Annotated in this window: 16 protein-coding genes and 1 pseudogene; 9 read left to right on the top strand and 8 right to left on the bottom strand. The window is 61.5% G+C overall.

Features of this window, described 5'->3' with window-relative positions; translation table 11 throughout:
* Nucleotides 1–393: 393 nt before the first annotated feature.
* Complete coding sequence (sthA, locus tag BLU85_RS02570) at nt 394–1,788, top strand: Si-specific NAD(P)(+) transhydrogenase (RefSeq protein ID WP_092197335.1); 1,395 nt, start codon at nt 394–396, stop codon at nt 1,786–1,788.
* A gap of 42 nt (nt 1,789–1,830) precedes the next feature.
* Here the strand turns inward: sthA and BLU85_RS02565 are convergent, their stop codons facing one another.
* Both BLU85_RS02565 and BLU85_RS02560 read right to left on the bottom strand, forming a co-directional pair.
* Nucleotides 1,831–2,553: a glycerophosphodiester phosphodiesterase gene (locus BLU85_RS02565; RefSeq protein WP_092197333.1), complete on the bottom strand. Its 723-nt coding sequence runs from the start codon at nt 2,551–2,553 to the stop codon at nt 1,831–1,833.
* On the bottom strand, nt 2,550–3,146 hold the full coding sequence (locus BLU85_RS02560) for a PilZ domain-containing protein (RefSeq protein WP_092197331.1): 597 nt from the start codon (nt 3,144–3,146) through the stop codon (nt 2,550–2,552). Before BLU85_RS02560 ends, BLU85_RS02565 begins: the two co-directional genes overlap by 4 nt.
* Nucleotides 3,147–3,240: 94 nt before the next feature.
* Here BLU85_RS02560 and BLU85_RS02555 point away from each other — a divergent pair, with 94 nt between their 5' ends.
* The 3 genes from BLU85_RS02555 (at nt 3,241) to BLU85_RS02545 (ending at nt 6,490) form a co-directional block, all read left to right on the top strand.
* On the top strand, nt 3,241–4,491 hold the full coding sequence (locus tag BLU85_RS02555) for a lipoprotein-releasing ABC transporter permease subunit (protein ID WP_092197329.1): 1,251 nt from the start codon (nt 3,241–3,243) through the stop codon (nt 4,489–4,491).
* Nucleotides 4,492–4,498: 7 nt separating this feature from the next.
* Nucleotides 4,499–5,182, top strand: coding sequence for a lipoprotein-releasing ABC transporter ATP-binding protein LolD (gene lolD, locus BLU85_RS02550; protein WP_162843734.1), 684 nt, complete (start codon nt 4,499–4,501; stop codon nt 5,180–5,182).
* A 63-nt stretch (nt 5,183–5,245) separates the two neighbouring features.
* Nucleotides 5,246–6,490, top strand: a complete 1,245-nt coding sequence (locus BLU85_RS02545) for a lipoprotein-releasing ABC transporter permease subunit (RefSeq protein ID WP_092197327.1) — start codon at nt 5,246–5,248, stop codon at nt 6,488–6,490.
* Between the two features lie 66 nt (nt 6,491–6,556).
* Here the strand turns inward: BLU85_RS02545 and BLU85_RS02540 are convergent, their stop codons facing one another.
* Nucleotides 6,557–7,915 (bottom strand): heavy metal sensor histidine kinase, encoded by a 1,359-nt coding sequence (locus BLU85_RS02540; RefSeq protein WP_092197325.1) that lies wholly within the window; start codon nt 7,913–7,915, stop codon nt 6,557–6,559.
* On the bottom strand, nt 7,912–8,592 hold the full coding sequence (locus tag BLU85_RS02535) for a heavy metal response regulator transcription factor (RefSeq protein WP_092197323.1): 681 nt from the start codon (nt 8,590–8,592) through the stop codon (nt 7,912–7,914). Before BLU85_RS02535 ends, BLU85_RS02540 begins: the two co-directional genes overlap by 4 nt.
* A 175-nt stretch (nt 8,593–8,767) precedes the next feature.
* Here BLU85_RS02535 and BLU85_RS02530 point away from each other — a divergent pair.
* Together BLU85_RS02530 and queF are read left to right on the top strand one after the other, a co-directional pair.
* Nucleotides 8,768–8,905 (top strand): annotated as a pseudogene (locus tag BLU85_RS02530) (plastocyanin/azurin family copper-binding protein); the annotation flags it as partial.
* Between the two features lie 61 nt (nt 8,906–8,966).
* Entirely contained in the window at nt 8,967–9,797 is an 831-nt protein-coding gene (queF, locus tag BLU85_RS02525; RefSeq protein WP_092197321.1) for an NADPH-dependent 7-cyano-7-deazaguanine reductase QueF, read from the top strand.
* Nucleotides 9,798–9,981: 184 nt separating this feature from the next.
* Here queF and BLU85_RS02520 read toward each other — a convergent pair whose 3' ends face one another.
* Nucleotides 9,982–10,245 (bottom strand): DUF4404 family protein, encoded by a 264-nt coding sequence (locus BLU85_RS02520; RefSeq protein ID WP_060738392.1) that lies wholly within the window; start codon nt 10,243–10,245, stop codon nt 9,982–9,984.
* 109 nt (nt 10,246–10,354) lie between these two features.
* Nucleotides 10,355–10,975: an HAD superfamily inactivated hydrolase PcrP gene (locus BLU85_RS02515; protein WP_092197319.1), complete on the bottom strand. Its 621-nt coding sequence runs from the start codon at nt 10,973–10,975 to the stop codon at nt 10,355–10,357.
* 201 nt (nt 10,976–11,176) lie between these two features.
* Here BLU85_RS02515 and BLU85_RS02510 point away from each other — a divergent pair, with 201 nt between their 5' ends.
* The 3 genes from BLU85_RS02510 to rssC all read left to right on the top strand — a co-directional run bounded on the left by BLU85_RS02510 (nt 11,177) and on the right by rssC (nt 13,876).
* Entirely contained in the window at nt 11,177–11,866 is a 690-nt protein-coding gene (locus tag BLU85_RS02510; RefSeq protein ID WP_092197317.1) for an MlaA family lipoprotein, read from the top strand.
* A gap of 346 nt (nt 11,867–12,212) precedes the next feature.
* Complete coding sequence (rssB, locus tag BLU85_RS02500; RefSeq protein ID WP_053120765.1) at nt 12,213–13,394, top strand: two-component system response regulator RssB; 1,182 nt, start codon at nt 12,213–12,215, stop codon at nt 13,392–13,394.
* Nucleotides 13,394–13,876 (top strand): anti-sigma factor antagonist RssC, encoded by a 483-nt coding sequence (rssC, locus tag BLU85_RS02495; protein WP_025212773.1) that lies wholly within the window; start codon nt 13,394–13,396, stop codon nt 13,874–13,876. Before rssB ends, rssC begins: the two co-directional genes overlap by 1 nt.
* Before the next feature lie 200 nt (nt 13,877–14,076).
* Here the strand turns inward: rssC and tal are convergent, their stop codons facing one another.
* Both tal and dusA read right to left on the bottom strand, forming a co-directional pair.
* Nucleotides 14,077–15,003, bottom strand: a complete 927-nt coding sequence (gene tal, locus BLU85_RS02490; protein WP_092197315.1) for a transaldolase — start codon at nt 15,001–15,003, stop codon at nt 14,077–14,079.
* A gap of 177 nt (nt 15,004–15,180) precedes the next feature.
* Nucleotides 15,181–16,200 carry a tRNA dihydrouridine(20/20a) synthase DusA gene (dusA, locus tag BLU85_RS02485; protein ID WP_092197313.1) on the bottom strand — a complete coding sequence of 340 codons (1,020 nt, stop codon included), beginning with the start codon at nt 16,198–16,200 and terminating at the stop codon, nt 15,181–15,183.
* Between the last annotated feature and the right edge of the window lie 140 nt (nt 16,201–16,340).

The following is a 16,340-nucleotide window of genomic DNA, read 5'->3' as shown; positions in this document are numbered from 1 at the left end:
GGTCTGCTGTTGTGCAGGGCAAGGCGCGAGAAGCGTGGTTTGGTCATTCCAAATAAGCTTCGAGCAACGCAGCCCTGCACAACAGCAGGCCCGGCCCTCCGGGTTGCGCCTTAAAGCGGGCCATGCTGCGTTGCAGGCCTTGGAAAGGGAACACCATTCCCAGCGGCCTGCGCCTTGCCTGGCCCGCTTTAAGGCACAACGCGGTGGGGAAACTAATTGAGAACGCCCCCTAGCCTACGACGCGACCAAGGGGTAATGTGCGCGGCGTTGACGCTTCTATAGACTGTGGCCGGGCTCGTGAACCGGCCCCAAATTGTTCCTTCATGCCGCAGGCCGGCATGATTTAGCCGTCGATGCCTAGTGAGGCGTCGCGGCCTGTTCTGAGGAGTACGCATGGCTGTCTACAACTACGACGTGGTGGTACTGGGCTCCGGCCCGGCGGGGGAAGGCGCGGCAATGAACGCGGCCAAGGCAGGGCGCAAGGTGGCGATGGTCGACAGCCGTCGGCAGGTCGGCGGCAACTGCACCCACCTGGGTACCATCCCGTCCAAGGCCTTGCGTCACTCGGTCCGGCAGATCATGCAGTTCAACACCAACCCGATGTTCCGGGCCATCGGCGAGCCGCGCTGGTTCTCCTTCCCGGACGTGCTCAAGAGCGCCGAGAAGGTGATCTCCAAGCAAGTGGCCTCACGCACCGGCTACTACGCCCGCAACCGCGTGGACGTGTTCTTCGGCACGGGCAGCTTTGCCGACGAGCAGACGGTCGAAGTGGTGTGCGGCAATGGCGTGGTCGAGAAGCTGGTGGCCAAGCACATCATCATCGCCACCGGTTCGCGCCCGTACCGCCCGGCCGACATCGATTTCAACCATGCACGGATCTACGATAGCGACACGATCCTGAGCCTGGGCCACACCCCGCGTAAGCTCATCGTCTACGGTGCCGGCGTGATCGGTTGCGAATACGCCTCGATCTTCAGCGGCCTGGGTGTGCTGGTGGAACTGGTGGATAACCGCGGCCAGTTGCTGAGCTTCCTGGACTCGGAAATTTCCCAGGCCCTGAGCTATCACTTCAGCAACAACAACATCACTGTGCGCCACAACGAAGAATACGAGCGTGTCGAAGGCGTCGACAACGGCGTGATCCTGCACCTCAAGTCCGGCAAGAAGATCAAGGCCGATGCCTTGCTCTGGTGCAACGGTCGTACCGGCAACACCGACACCCTGGGCCTGGAAAACATCGGCGTGAAGGTCAACAGCCGCGGCCAGATCGAAGTCGACGAGAACTACCGCACCTGCGTGCCGAACATCTATGGTGCCGGTGACGTGATCGGTTGGCCGAGCCTGGCCAGTGCCGCCCACGACCAGGGCCGTTCGGCCGCCGGCAGCATTGTCGACAACGGCAGCTGGCGCTTCGTCAACGACGTGCCGACCGGCATCTACACCATTCCCGAGATCAGCTCGATCGGCAAGAACGAGCAGGAGTTGACCCAGGCCAAGGTGCCGTACGAAGTCGGCAAGGCATTCTTCAAGAGCATGGCGCGCGCTCAGATCGCCGGCGAGCCGCAAGGCATGCTGAAGATCCTGTTCCATCGCGAGACCCTGGAAGTGCTGGGCGTACACTGCTTCGGCTACCAGGCGTCGGAGATCGTGCACATCGGCCAGGCGATCATGAACCAGCCGGGCGAATTGAACACGCTGAAGTACTTCGTCAACACCACGTTCAACTACCCGACCATGGCCGAAGCCTATCGGGTAGCGGCCTACGACGGGCTCAACCGGCTTTTTTGAGCGGCTCCGGCCGGTGGCCTGAGCCGGCCGGGGAGACCGATTTCAGCCCTTCCCGAGGGTGGCGGTGGCCAAACCGGGAAAGTCTGTAATCAGGCTGTCAGCGCCAAAGTCGGCGAGCCTGCGCATCAGCGCGGGCTCGTTGACGGTCCACACCGACACATGCAGGCCCTGGCGTTGGGCCTTGATCAGGCGCTCCGGCGTGCACAGGGTCCAGTTCAGCGCCAGAATCTCGCAGCCGTAGCTCTGGGCGACCTTCAATGGGTCGAGCCAGGCGTATTCGGCCACCAGTCCGCGGGAGATGTCCGGGGTCAGGTCCAGGGCCGCCTTGAGCACTTCCCGGGAACTGGACGTGATGGTGATCTTGTCCAGCAGCCCGAAACGCTGGGCCATTTCGCGGATGCCCAGCACCGTGGCCGCGGCGCGGGTGCGCGAGGCACTCTTGACCTCCAGTTGCCAGTGCTCGAAATCACACTTCTCGAACAGCTCCTCCAAGCGTGGTATCGGGCACGGCTTGATCCAGCCCGGGCCACCCTTGCGCGCATCGTAGGTCACCAGCTCGGCGGCGGAGTGTTCCACCACCTTGCCGCGGCGGTCCGTGGTGCGCTTGAGGGTCGGGTCGTGGATGACCATCAACTCGCCGTCCATCGAAAGATGCAGGTCCAGCTCGCAACGGCGTACGCCGTGCTTGAGGCACTCCTGAAAACCGGTCAGGGTGTTTTCCGGCGCTTCGCCCTTGGCGCCGCGGTGGCCATAAATGAGGGTCACGGTTCTTCCTTATTGATACCTGATTCGTTCAGTTCCCGGGCCAGGCGCCGTTCTTGCGCCTGTTTCTGCAGAATGTAGCGGGCCAGCAACTGGCGCTGGGCGTCGGTCGGGCGCTCGAACTCGGTGCCCACGTCGTAGCCGTCGCCCTTGGGGTCACAGTGGGTGACCCGCGCCCGCAGCAGCAAGCCGAGGGCCTGGGGCATCAGCACCAGCTTGATCGACAAGTGGGCGCCGACGGCGATTGGCGTGGGGTATTGGAAGTCGACGCCGCCTTCGGAAATGATCACCGGCTGCGGGTCGCCGATTTCGCCGAGCACGGTCAGGGCGATGACCTGGCTGAGCAGGTCGATGCGTTTGTTCATCGCCTTGAGGTACGCCGCGACGCTGCGTTCGCGCTCGCTGATCTGGCGCAGCAGGTGCTGGGACTCGAATTCGCTCAGGTGCAGTTCACTGAGCAGGTTGAACAGTGGAGAAGCATCCTGCAACACTTCCTGGCCAGCAGCTTCAGGAATGGAGAGGGGCCGAATTTCCAGTGCGATCGTGTCCTCGATACGGTAGTATTCGCGGCGATCTTCTTCATCTAATGTCGACATGGCGAACCCATGGTAGCGGCGGTGGTCTGAGTGTAAAGCTGGTTTGTGACCCCCGCCACAAGGACGTTCCTTTTCCCTCCGAACAAGCCCCGACATGTTCAGACCTCTCTTCGTATTTATCGGCACGCGTTATACCCGTGCAAAGCGTCGCAATCATTTCGTATCGTTCATTTCCCTGACATCCATCATCGGACTGGCCCTTGGCGTGGTCGTGATGATCGTCGTGCTCTCGGTGATGAATGGCTTCGACCATGAGATGCGCACCCGCGTGCTGGGCATGGTGCCCCACGCGACCCTCGAAACCGGCGAAGCCATCAGCGACTGGCCGAGCCTGGCCGCCAAGGTCAAGCAGAACCCGCAGGTGCTGGCCGTGGCGCCATTCATCCAGATGCAGGGATTGCTGACCAACGACGGCAAGGTGTCCAAGGTGTTGCTCAATGGCATCGACCCCGGGCTCGAGCGGCAGGTGTCGATCATCGATAACTTCATGCAGCAGGGCAAACTCGACGACCTGGCGCCCGGCGGCTTCGGCATCGTCATCGGCGACAAGGCCGCGGCCAAGCTCGGCGTGGCCATCGGCGACAAGCTGACCTTCGTCGCCCCGGAGGTCACCGTGACCCCGGGCGGCATGTTCCCGCGCATGAAGCGCTTTACCGTGGTCGGCATCTTCCATGTCGGCGCCGGCGAGCTGGACGGTTACCTGGGGGTCACCAACCTCCAGGACCTGGCCCGCCTGCATCGCTGGAAACCGGATCAGGTCCAGGGCCTGCGCTTGAAGTTCGATGACCTGTTCCAGGCCCCGCGTGTGGCCTGGACCATCGCCCAGCAGCTTGGCGAAGACCGCTACTACGCCCGGGACTGGACCCGCACCCACGGCAACCTGTACCAGGCGATCCGCATGGAAAAAGCCATGATCGGCCTGTTGCTGTTGCTGATTGTCGCCGTGGCGGCGTTCAACATCATTTCCACGCTGGTGATGGTGGTGAACGACAAGAAGGGCGACATCGCGATCTTGCGCACCCTCGGTGCCACGCCAGGGCAGATCATGCGGATCTTCATGGTCCAGGGCACGGTCATCGGCGTGATCGGTACGTTCGTGGGGGCCCTGGTCGGGATGTTCGCCGCACTGAATGTCAGCGCCGCGATCGCCGCCCTCGAAGGCCTGATCGGGCACAAGTTTCTCAACGCCGACGTGTACTTCATCGACTACCTGCCATCGCAGTTGCAGTCCGATGACGTGTTGATGGTCTGCGCCGCCGCGTTGGTCCTGAGTTTCCTCGCCACCCTGTATCCTGCCTGGCGTGCCGCGCGCACCCAGCCTGCGGAGGCGTTACGTTATGAGTGAGTCGGGCATGAGTGAAAAAGCGATCTTGAGCTGCCGCAACCTGGGTAAATCCTACGAGGAAGGTCCGGAGTCGGTGGTGGTGTTGTCGGGCCTGCAACTGGAATTGCACCCGGGCGAGCGCGTGGCGATTGTCGGCACCTCCGGGTCTGGCAAAAGTACCTTGCTCAACCTGCTGGGCGGCCTGGATACGCCGACTGCCGGCAGTGTCTGGCTGGCCGGCGAAGAGCTGTCGGCGCTGAACGAAAAGGCCCGTGGCCTGCTGCGCAACCGTTCCCTGGGTTTCGTCTACCAGTTCCACCATCTGCTGCCCGAGTTCACCGCGCTGGAAAACGTCTGCATGCCGCTGTTGATCGGCCGCACGGCGATTCCCGAGGCCCGTCAGCGCGCCACGGCGTTGCTGGAGCGGGTAGGGCTGGGGCATCGCCTGGAACACAAGCCGGCCGAACTGTCCGGTGGCGAGCGCCAGCGCGTGGCGATCGCACGGGCCCTGGTCAACAAGCCGGGTCTGGTGATGCTCGATGAGCCGACCGGCAACCTCGACTCCCACACCGCCCAAGGCATCCAGGACTTGATGCTGGAGCTCAGCACCTCGATGCGCACGGCGTTCCTGGTGGTGACCCACGACATGAACCTGGCCCGGCAGATGGACCGCGTCCTGCACTTGCAGGAAGGTTGCCTGACGCCCATCTGACCGACCGAAACCCGACACTTGGAAACAGTGCCGGGTCTTTTATTTTCATACGGTGCCCCGCGAATGTTCAGACCGTTATCGATCTTTATCGGCACGCGCTATACCCGCGCCAAGCGCCGCAATCGCTTTGTTTCGTTCATCTCCATGACCTCAATGATCGGCCTCGCCCTGGGTGTGCTGGCGATGATCGTGGTGCTGTCGGTGATGAACGGCTTCCAGCGCGAAATGAGCTCACGCATCCTCGGCATGGTGCCCCACGCCACGATCGTCGGTGTGAATCCAATCGACGACTGGCAGCCGGTGGCCGCCGCGGCGCTGAAGAACCCCGAAGTCACCGCCGCCGTGCCGTTTACCGAGATGGAAGGCATGCTGAGCCATAAAGGTTCGATGCAGCCGATCCAGATCAGCGGCATCGATCCGGCCCAGGAAGGCAAGGTGTCCATCGTTGCCCAGCATATCGTCCAGGGCCGTCTCGATGACTTGAAGCCGGGCGAATACGGTGTGGTCATCGGCGAGATCACGGCCCGGCGCTTCCGTTTGAATGTCGGTGACAAACTGACGTTGATCGTGCCGGAAGTCAGCACCGCGCCGGGGGGCATCACGCCGCGGATGCAGCGCTTGAACGTCGTGGGTGTGTTCAAGGTCGGCGCCGAGCTGGATGGCTCCATGGCGCTGATCCACCTGGCCGACGCCGCGCAGATGCAGCATTGGCAGCCGAACCAGGTGCAAAGCGTGCGCCTGGCGGTGAAAGACTTGTACGCTGCGCCGAAGGTCTCCGGTGACATCGCCACTGGCCTTGGCGCGGCTTACAAGGCTGACGACTGGACTCATACCCAGGGCAGCCTGTTCAGCGCCATGAAAATGGAAAAAACCATGATTGGCCTGCTGTTGCTGATGATCGTCGCGGTGGCGGCGTTCAACATCATCGCCACGCTGATCATGGTGGTGAACGACAAGGGCGCGGACATCGCGATCCTGCGTACCATCGGCGCCACGCCGCGGCAGATCATGGCGATCTTCATGGTCCAGGGCACGGTGATTGGTGTCGTCGGCACGCTGATCGGTGGCGTGCTGGGGGTGATTGCGGCGTTGAACGTCAGTGCGCTGGTGGGCTGGCTGGAACGGGTCAGCGGCCAGCACATCTTCAGTTCCGATGTGTATTTCGTCAGCAACCTGCCGTCGGAGCTTCAACGTGGCGACGTAGTGCTGATCTGCTCGGCCGGGTTCATCCTGAGCTTCCTCGCCACCGTCTACCCGGCATGGCGCGCGGCGAAGATCGAACCGGCGCAGGCGTTGCGGTATTCCTGATAGCTCCGGGATGGCCACGAGCCCCTTGTGGCGAGGGGATAAATTCCCTCGCCACAGGGTTTTGTGTCAGGGCTGGCTTGCCTTCGGCAATTCGATCAGGAACCGCGTCCAGCCATCGGCCGATTCGCAACGGATCTGCCCGCCATGGGCTCGGATGATCGAGCGGGTGATGGCCAGTCCAAGCCCCGCGTGTTCGCTGCTGCCTTCCTGGCGGGCCGGGTCGGCGCGGTAGAAACGGTCGAACAGGCGCGGCAGTGAGTCCGTCGGGATCCCCTCGCCACTGTTCTCCACGCTGACCCTCACGCCTTGAGTCCCATCGACCATTCGCACCCGCACTTCACCGTCGACGGGGGTGAAGCGCAGGGCGTTGTCCAGCAGGTTGGAGAGCGCCCGGCGCATCATGTTGCGGTCTCCCTCGATGCGGCCGTCGCCCTCGCGTCTCAAACGGACCTTGGCGTCTTCGGCCAGGGGTGCGAAAAATTCCAGCAGCACGTCCACTTCCTCGCCCAACTGCAGCGGTTCGCGATTGAGCGCCAGCAGGCCATGGTCGGCCTTGGCCAGGTACAGCATGTCGTTGACCAGTTGCGCCATCCATTGCAGTTCTTCGAGATTGCTGTGCAACGCCTCGCGGTAATCCTCCAGGGAGCGTTCGCGGGTGAGGGTGACCTGGGTGTGGGTCAGCAGGTTCGACAGCGGCGTGCGCAATTCATGGGCGATGTCGGCAGAGAACGCCGAGAGCCGCTGAAACGCATCGTCGAGGCGTCCGAGCATGGCGTTGATGCTGTGGGCCAATTCCGCCAGTTCGGCGGGCATTTGCTCTTCGGGCAGGCGGGCGTTGAGGGAACGGGCCGAGACGTTGCCGGCGATGGCGCCCATGCGTCGCAGCGGCCGCAAGGCCCGTCGGGCGGCCCAGGCACCGAGCAGGGCGGTGGCCAGGGCCGAGAGGCCGACGGTCAGCCAGATCAGCCTTTGCATGCGTTGCAGGAAGTGCTGGTGATGGGTGATGTCCAGCAACAGGGTCAGTTGCGGTGAATCGGCCCGCTCGGGATACAGCGGCGCATTCAATACCCGGTAATCGTTGTCGGCATCGCTGAGGGTCGACAGGCCGGGCCGCTCCGGCAATTGAGCCGGAATCCGGATCGAACTGTCGTACCAACGCACGCCATCGCTGCCCTTGATGCGTAGCGCCAGGTCGCCCTGACGGCTCAGCTCATCTTCCAACCGGCGCTGGGTCTGCTCGGCGTCAAGGTCTTGCAGGGCTCGGCGCAGGCCGATCAGCTTGCCTTCGAGCAGTTGCTGGTCCAGCTCGATGAAGTGTGCCTCGCTGCCACGGCTGAACAGCACGCCGGCAAACAACGACACCACGGCCGTACAGGCGGCGAATAGCAGCGCCAGGCGGCTGCTCAATGACCACCGGCCCCTCACAGGCTGCGCTCTTCAAGCACATAGCCCATGCCCCGCACGGTGTGGATGAGCTTATTGGTGAACTCATCGTCGATCTTGATGCGCAGGCGCCGGATGGCGACTTCGATGACGTTGGTGTCGCTGTCGAAGTTCATGTCCCAGACCTGGGACGCGATCAGCGATTTGGGCAGCACTTCACCCTGGCGGCGCAGGAGCATTTCCAGCAAGGCGAACTCCTTGGCGGTGAGGTCGATGCGCCGGCCGCTGCGTTCGACGCGACGGCGGATCAGGTCCAGGCGCAAGTCGGCCAGTTGCAGGCTGGTTTCCTGTTGCGTCGAACTGCCCCGGCGCAACAGGCTGCGCACCCGCGCCAGCAACTCGGAAAAAGCAAAGGGCTTGACCAGGTAATCATCGGCGCCCAGCTCCAGCCCGTGGACCCGATCCTGTACCGCGTCCCGCGCGGTGAGGAACAGCACCGGGGTATCCAGGCCAGCCCCGCGGACGGCTTGCAGGATCTGCCAGCCATCGCGGCCGGGCAACATCACGTCGAGGATCAGCAAGGCGTATTCGCCGCTCAAGGCCAGTTGCTGGCCAGTGATGCCGTCGGCCACCAGGTCGGCGTTGAACCCGGCTTCGCCCAGGCCTTGGCGCAGGTATTGGCCGGTTTTGGTTTGGTCTTCGACGATCAGCAGTTTCATGGGTGGCTCAAGGCAGGGTTGGGACGAGGGCGTTATACCGTGGCAGGCGGGTTCGTGGCGCAACCTGACAAAGTTGTAATCGAGCTGTCAGCCGACTGGCAGGCCGGCAGCGATAGAGTTTCCCATACGCTGAATCCGATTGGAGTATGGACATGTTGATGGGAACCCGCTTGATCACAGCGTGTTGGTGAAGCCGGGCCAGACCGCCGAGCCGACCTGGACCTTCAGCAAGGCCACGCGCCTGGAGTTTGCCTGCAATGTTCCCGGCCACTACCAGGCCGGGATGAAGGGCGACCTGACAGTCAGTCAGTAAGCACTCAAAGGCTGCGGCAAAGGCTGATAGAATCCGCTGATTCTTCAGTCAGGTTTCCGTCATGCATCCCGCAGCCGAACATTCGCCGCTGGGCAAATCCAGCGAATACATCGCCACCTATACGCCGTCACTGCTGTTCCCGATCCCGCGCACCGCGAAATGGGCGGAACTGGGCCTGACGGCCGAGACCCTGCCGTACAAGGGTGTGGATTTCTGGAACTGTTTCGAGCTGTCGTGGCTGTTGCCGTCCGGCAAACCGGTGGTGGCCATCGCTGAGTTCGCGATCCCGGCGGATTCGCCGAATATCATCGAATCCAAATCCTTCAAGCTGTACCTCAACTCCTTGAACCAGACCCCGTTCGCCGACACCGCGAGCCTGGAAGCCACCCTGCGCCAGGACCTGTCGGCCGCAGCCGGCAAGGCGGTGGGTGTGCGCATCCGCAGCCTCAAGGACGTGGAGCGTGAAGGCATCGTAGCGCTGCCCGGTACCTGCATCGACGATCTGGACATCAGCGTCGACTCCTACGCGCATCCGCGCCCGGAGCTGCTGCGCTGCGATGCTTCACGCATCGTCGAGCAAAGCCTGCACAGCCACCTGCTCAAATCCAACTGCCCGGTGACCAGCCAGCCAGACTGGGGCAGCGTGGCCGTGGAATATCGCGGCGCTGCCCTGGACCCGGCCAGCCTGCTGGCCTACATCGTCAGCTTCCGCCAGCATTCCGATTTCCATGAGCAATGCGTGGAACGAATCTTTCTCGACCTGCAGCGCTTGCTCAAACCGGAGAAATTGACGGTGTATGCGCGGTATGTACGGCGTGGTGGGCTGGATATCAACCCGTATCGCAGTACCGAAGACGTTCAACTGCCGAACCACCGCCTGGTCCGTCAGTAAACTTTTCTTGTGGAGGTAAGCTCTTGTGGGAGCGAGCTTGCTCGCGATGAGGGCAGCACATCCAACATTGAGGTTGGCTGACACACCGCTATCGCGAGCAAGCTCGCTCCCACAGGGGATGCAGTGCAGGCACGTGAAACTAAAAAGCCCTGCTAGATAGCAGGGCTTTTTGCATGCGAAGGGTTCAGATCCCCATGTTGCCCAAGGCTTGCACGATGTTGCGCAAGGTCCCGGCCAGCGTGGGGTGTTCCAGCTCGAAGCGTTCGACAGCCAGGTTCACATTGTCAGCGAGGTTGGTGTCCTGTGTTTGGGTTTCCAGTTCAAGCTCAAATTCGATCTGTTCCATCAGCGCCTGCAGGTCGGCGCGTTCGGCTTCGGACAGGGGTGGATTCTGGTCCAATTGCTCGCGCAGTGTGTTGAGCTGGTCTTGCAATTCGCGGGCAGGCATTGGCGTACTCCCTTTATTGATAGGCACAGCCATGGACCGCGACGCTGCGTCAAAAGTCCATGGCCTGCCTTAAGAGTAATCCACACTCACGCGCCCTGCATGATCCCGGTCAGGGCTTCTCGCCTTTAATACGGCGCAGGCAGATATCGGCCAGGCAAGTGTCGAGTTCGCCCAAGTGATCGATCACTGAATGCACCCCGAGGCCGAACAATTGCACGGTGGCCTTGGCGCGTTTGGTTTCCCGCGCCTGTTGACTCAATGCCTGCCACTCGGCGGGCGCCAGGCCACACAAAGAGCCGCAGGATGCCAGTCCGATCGTCCATAAACCTGCGTTGAGTCCCGACTGCAACAACCGTGGTTCGCCGCTGACCAACACGCAGCCGTCCAACTGCTGGACGTTCAGCGCCATCAGCGCTTGCCAGCAGGCATGCGGCGCTGGCCATGGATAATTTGTTGCGGGAAGTTGCGGCGCTTTGATGGACGTGGGCAATGACGCCGCCAGGCTATGGCTGATGGCAGGAGGCAATTCGTCGAGCCAGGCGCAGGGAATATTCAGCTGTTGCAAGCGTTGCAGGCTTTCCAGGGCGCCGGGTGTCGGCTGGGCGTGATCCGCTGGTGCTGCCCCTGGCTGACGAACGCGCGCCCCGAAATCCACCAGGCATCCGCTGAGGCCAAACAGTACGGCGGTCAGGCTGGGGGCGGGGAGAGGCAGGGCTTCGGCGCGGGGCATGGGAACGTCCTTGAAATAACCAGCAGCCTAATGGGCTCCGATGACAGTCCGGTGACAGTGAGGTGAACGGTGCCAGTCGCGGAAAAGTCCTACAGCCTGGGTGTTTTTCGGTGCTGCCTATCCACGCGTTCCGTCTTATACTAGCCAGCTTACCGCCTGGGCTCGGCGCCCTTGCCTGAATAATCCAAGGAGTTCTTCCCTATGCGCTGGAGCCATCGTCTAGCTCAGCTGTGTCTTTCCGCTTGTGTCCTGCTGGTTCCGTACGCCACTCAGGCCGCGACGGAAGAAGATCCTTGGGAAAGCATCAACCGTCCAATCTTCACCTTCAACGACACCCTCGACACCTATGCGCTCAAGCCACTGGCCCAGGGTTATCAATACGTGACGCCGCAGTTCCTCGAAGACGGCATCCACAACATGTTTCGTAACATCGGCGACGTCGGCAACCTGGCCAACAACGTGCTGCAGGCCAAGCCGGCCGCCGCCGGGGTCGACACCGCCCGGTTGATCTTCAACACCACCTTCGGCCTGCTGGGCTTCTTTGACGTGGGCACCCAGATGGGCTTGCAGCGCAGCGATGAAGATTTCGGCCAGACCCTTGGCTACTGGGGCCTGGGCAGTGGTCCGTATGTGATGCTGCCGCTGCTGGGGCCAAGCACCCTGCGTGACGCGCCGGCCAAGCTGGTCGATGACTACACCGCGCCTTATCGTTATATCGATAACGTCTCGGTGCGTAACTCCATTCACGGCCTGAACATCGTCGATACCCGCGCCAGCCTGTTGTCGGCCGAGAAGATGGTGAGTGGCGACAAATACGTCTTCATCCGCAATGCCTACCTGCAGAACCGCGAATTCAAAGTCAAGGATGGCCAGGTCGAAGACGATTTTTGATTTCGACCCGTAAAAGCACCGAAGGCGGCCCAAAAGGCCGCCTTCGGTGCTTTGGCGTCGTGTTTGAGCGGGTTTGATCCTTCCATTGAGTTACGCTTCGCTCGGTTCTTATAACTCTCTGTGCTTTGACAAATAAAGACCGCAAGCGGCTATCTGCATGAGCTTGAAACGCCCCGCGGATGGGAGTACCGTCTGCGCCTTAGAAGGGCACCTCTGATGTAAGGGCGTGTAGGGCAAAGGCCTGAAACCGGTACGACAGAGAGGCTAGAAAGCGAATCCAGTAGTGCGTGCCAGGCCAGATCGCCCAGCCCGCTACGCCAACCTAATTCTGGCGCCGTTTGCCCACATGCCAAAAACCAGTGCCACGCTGCTGATAATCGATGATGACGAAGTGGTGCGAGCCAGTCTCGCAGCCTACTTGGAAGACAGTGGTTTCAGCGTCCTGCAGGCCAGCAATGGTCAACAGGGTCTTCAGGTATTCGAGCAAGACAAGCCCGACCTGGTCATCTGCGACCTGCGCATGCCGCAGATGGGCGGACTCGAACTCATTCGCCAGGTGACCGAGATTTCCTCGCAGACCCCGGTGATCGTGGTGTCGGGCGCGGGCGTGATGAACGATGCGGTCGAGGCATTGCGCCTGGGCGCGGCGGATTACCTGATCAAGCCCCTTGAAGACCTTGCGGTGCTCGAGCACTCGGTGCGCCGGGCCTTGGACCGTTCGCGCCTGTTGGTGGAAAACCAGCGCTACCGCGAGAAGCTGGAAACCGCCAACCGCGAGCTGGAAGCCAGCCTGAACCTGTTGCAGGAAGACCAGAACGCCGGGCGCCAGGTGCAGATGAACATGCTGCCGGTCAGCCCCTGGACCGTCGACGATTTCCGTTTTGCCCACCAGATCATCCCGTCGTTGTACCTGTCGGGCGATTTCGTGGACTATTTCCGCGTCGATGAGCGGCGAGTGGCGTTCTACCTGGCGGACGTTTCCGGTCATGGCGCGTCATCGGCCTTCGTGACGGTGCTGTTGAAGTTCATGACCACGCGGCTGCTGTTCGAATCCAAGCGTAATGGCACGCTGCCGGAGTTCAAGCCGTCGGAAGTCCTTGGGCATATCAACCGAGGCCTGATCAGTTGTAAGCTGGGCAAACACGTCACGATGGTCGGTGGAGTCATCGACGAGGAGACGGGTTTGTTGACCTATAGCATCGGCGGTCACCTGCCGTTGCCTGTGTTGTATACGCCAGACAGTGTTCGTTACCTGGAAGGGCGTGGTTTGCCGGTGGGCCTGTTCAACGAGGCCACCTACGAAGACCACGTGCTGGAATTGCCACCGACATTCAGCCTGACGCTGATGTCTGATGGCATTTTGGACCTTTTGACAGAACCTACACTCAAAGAGAAAGAAGCGGCCTTGCCTGAACGGGTAAGCGCAGCGGGCGGTAGCCTGGAAGGCTTGCGTCAAGTGTTTGGATTAGCCACGCTCGGGGAGATGCCGGATGATATCGCCCTGTTAGTGTTGAGCAGGAACCTTTGATGAGTACCGGTAGAATCCAGTTCGCCGAGCAGGACGGCACCTTCGTCCTGAAGTTTGTCGGTGAAGTGCGCCTGACCCTGTGTTCGGCGCTGGATGCGACTATTGAGCGGATCTTCACCGCGCTGAACTTCAGCGCCATCGTGATCGACCTGACCGAAACCCGCAGCATCGACAGCACCACATTGGGCCTGTTGGCCAAGCTGTCGATCCTGTCGCGGCAAAAGGTCGGCCTGCTGCCGACCGTCGTCACCACCCACAACGACATCACCCGTCTGCTGCAATCGATGGGCTTCGACCAGGTGTTCAACATCGTGGGCGACCCTGTGCCGTGTCCGGAGTGCCTGGACGACCTGCCTGACCAGGATCAGTCCGAAGAGGAAGTGCGGATCAAGGTGCTTGAAGCCCACAAGATCCTCATGGGGCTCAACGATTCCAATCGTGAAGCGTTCCATGATCTGGTGAATGCGCTGGAGCGGCCTTGAGCCTTGGGCTTCGTGTAGGCTGCACCGGCTTTATCGCGAGCAAGCTCGCTCCCACAGGTTTTTTGGCGTTCTGACATCCCTTGTGAAAGCGAGCTTGCTCGCGATGGCGTTTGCCGACCCGCCACATCCCTTAAGCCAAGCCGCATAAAAAAGGGCGAACCCAACCAGGTTCGCCCGTTTTGCATGCCGGCTGAATCAGCTCAAAGCTTGGCTTGCAGCAACGCCTCCAGCTTCTCCTGGTCCCGGGCGAACTGACGGATACCTTCGGCCAGTTTCTCGGTCGCCATGGCGTCCTCGTTGGACAACCAGCGGAACTGCGCTTCGTCGAGGATCAAGCGTGCCTCCCCGGCTTGCCCTGGCGCCAGCTTGCGCTCCAGCTTGCCTTCGTCGGCGGCGAGTTTTTCCAGCAGGTCCGGGCTGACGGTCAAGCGGTCGCACCCGGCCAGTTGCTCGATCTGGTTGAGGTTGCGGAAGCTCGCGCCCATGACCACGGTCTTGTAGTCATTGGCCTTGTAGTAGTTGTAGATGCGCGTCACCGACTGCACGCCCGGATCATCCGCGCCGGTGTAGTCGTTGCCATTGGCTTTCTTGTACCAGTCGTAGATACGGCCCACGAACGGCGAAATCAGGAACACCCCGGCATCGGCGCAGGCCGCGGCCTGGGCGAAGGAGAACAGCAGCGTCAGGTTGCACTGGATGCCTTCACGCTCCAGCTGTTCGGCTGCACGAATGCCTTCCCAGGTGGAGGCAATCTTGATCAACACCCGATCCCGGCCAATACCGGCCTTTTCGTACAGATCGACCAGACGATGCGCACGCTTCAACATGGCCTCGGTATCGAACGACAGGCGCGCGTCCACTTCAGTGGAAATACGCCCAGGGATCACTTTCAGGATTTCTTGCCCGACCGCTACGGCGAAACGGTCGCTGGCCAGGCCCACATCGCCCTTGCAGTCCGCCACGCAGGCGTTCAGTTGCTCGGCATAGCCCTGAATGGCCGACGCCTTGAGCAGCAGGGAAGGGTTGGTGGTGGCGTCCACGGGTTTGACGCGGGCGATGGCCTCGAAGTCGCCGGTATCGGCCACGACGGTGGTGAACTGTTTGAGTTGTTCCAGCTTGGAAGTCATGAGCGTGCTCTGTCCTATGGGTCCGTTGACATTACCCGAGGGCCGGCAGCCACTCAAGGGCGTGAAGAGGTATCGATGGCCCCAGCGGCAACAACCTGAAAACGGCTGTTTGAAAGGCCGGGGCGGTATCGGTAGATACGATGCCAAAACAGCGCGCAGGTTCAAAGCAAGTGACGGTTAACGCCCTTCCAGCAGTTGCCCCGCCTGATCCAGCAACGCCAACGGATCCTTGGTTTTGTGAATGTCCACCGACAACAACTGCCGAAACCGCCGCGCCCCCGGAAACCCGGTGCCCAGCCCCAACACGTGACGGGTGATGTGATGCATCGCCCCGCCAGCGGCCAGGTGATTGGCGATGTAAGGCCGCAACTGCGCCAGCGCCTCGGCCCGGGTGATGATCGGCGCGGTGCTGCCAAACAACTGCTGATCCACTTCGGCCAGCAGATACGGGTTGTGATAGGCCTCGCGCCCCAGCATCACACCGTCGAACGTCTGCAGATGCTCGTGGCAGGCCTCCAGCGTCTTGATTCCACCGTTGAGCACAATCTCCAACTCCGGGAAATCCGCCTTCAACCGCGCGGCCACGTCATAACGCAGCGGCGGAATGTCGCGATTCTCCTTCGGCGACAGCCCCTCCAGAATCGCAATCCGCGCATGCACGGTAAAACTCGTGCAACCGGCCTCGCGCACCGTCCCGACGAACTCACACAACTGCTCGTAACTGTCCCGCCCATTGATCCCGATGCGATGCTTGACCGTCACCGGAATCGACACCGCATCACGCATCGCCTTCACACAATCGGCCACCAACCCCGGATGCCCCATCAGGCACGCGCCGATCATATTGTTCTGCACCCGGTCGCTGGGGCAGCCGACGTTGAGGTTTACCTCGTCGTAGCCGTGCTCCTGGGCCATACGGGCGCAGGCGGCCAGGTCGGCAGGTACACTGCCACCCAGTTGCAGGGCCAGGGGGTGTTCGAATGGGTGATGGCGCAGGAAGCGTTCATGGTCGCCGTTGAGTAGAGCGCCGGTGGTGACCATTTCGGTGTAGAGCAGGGCGTGTTTGGAGAGGATGCGTAGGAAGAAGCGGCAGTGGGCGTCGGTCCAGTCCATCATGGGTGCAACGCTGAAGCGGCGGGACGGCTCTGAACGGGGTGGACCAGTATTTACGGGCGATTCAGGTTTTTCTAAATTCATTGATACGGATCTTTTATACAGCGGTTTTTACCCATTTTCCCTGTTTTGAAAGGCGGTTGCTACGTTGTAGCATCCGGTTTCAGCAATTTAGCAACTGGATATGGGTACGATCACATCACGCTAGCGCAGGGACAATTCGA

This window comes from Pseudomonas sp. NFACC14 (genome assembly GCF_900106885.1).
Taxonomy (GTDB): domain Bacteria; phylum Pseudomonadota; class Gammaproteobacteria; order Pseudomonadales; family Pseudomonadaceae; genus Aquipseudomonas; species Aquipseudomonas fluorescens_AA.
The sequence above is the reverse complement of the archived record's forward strand: the minus strand, read 5'-3'. Positions and strand labels throughout refer to the sequence as shown.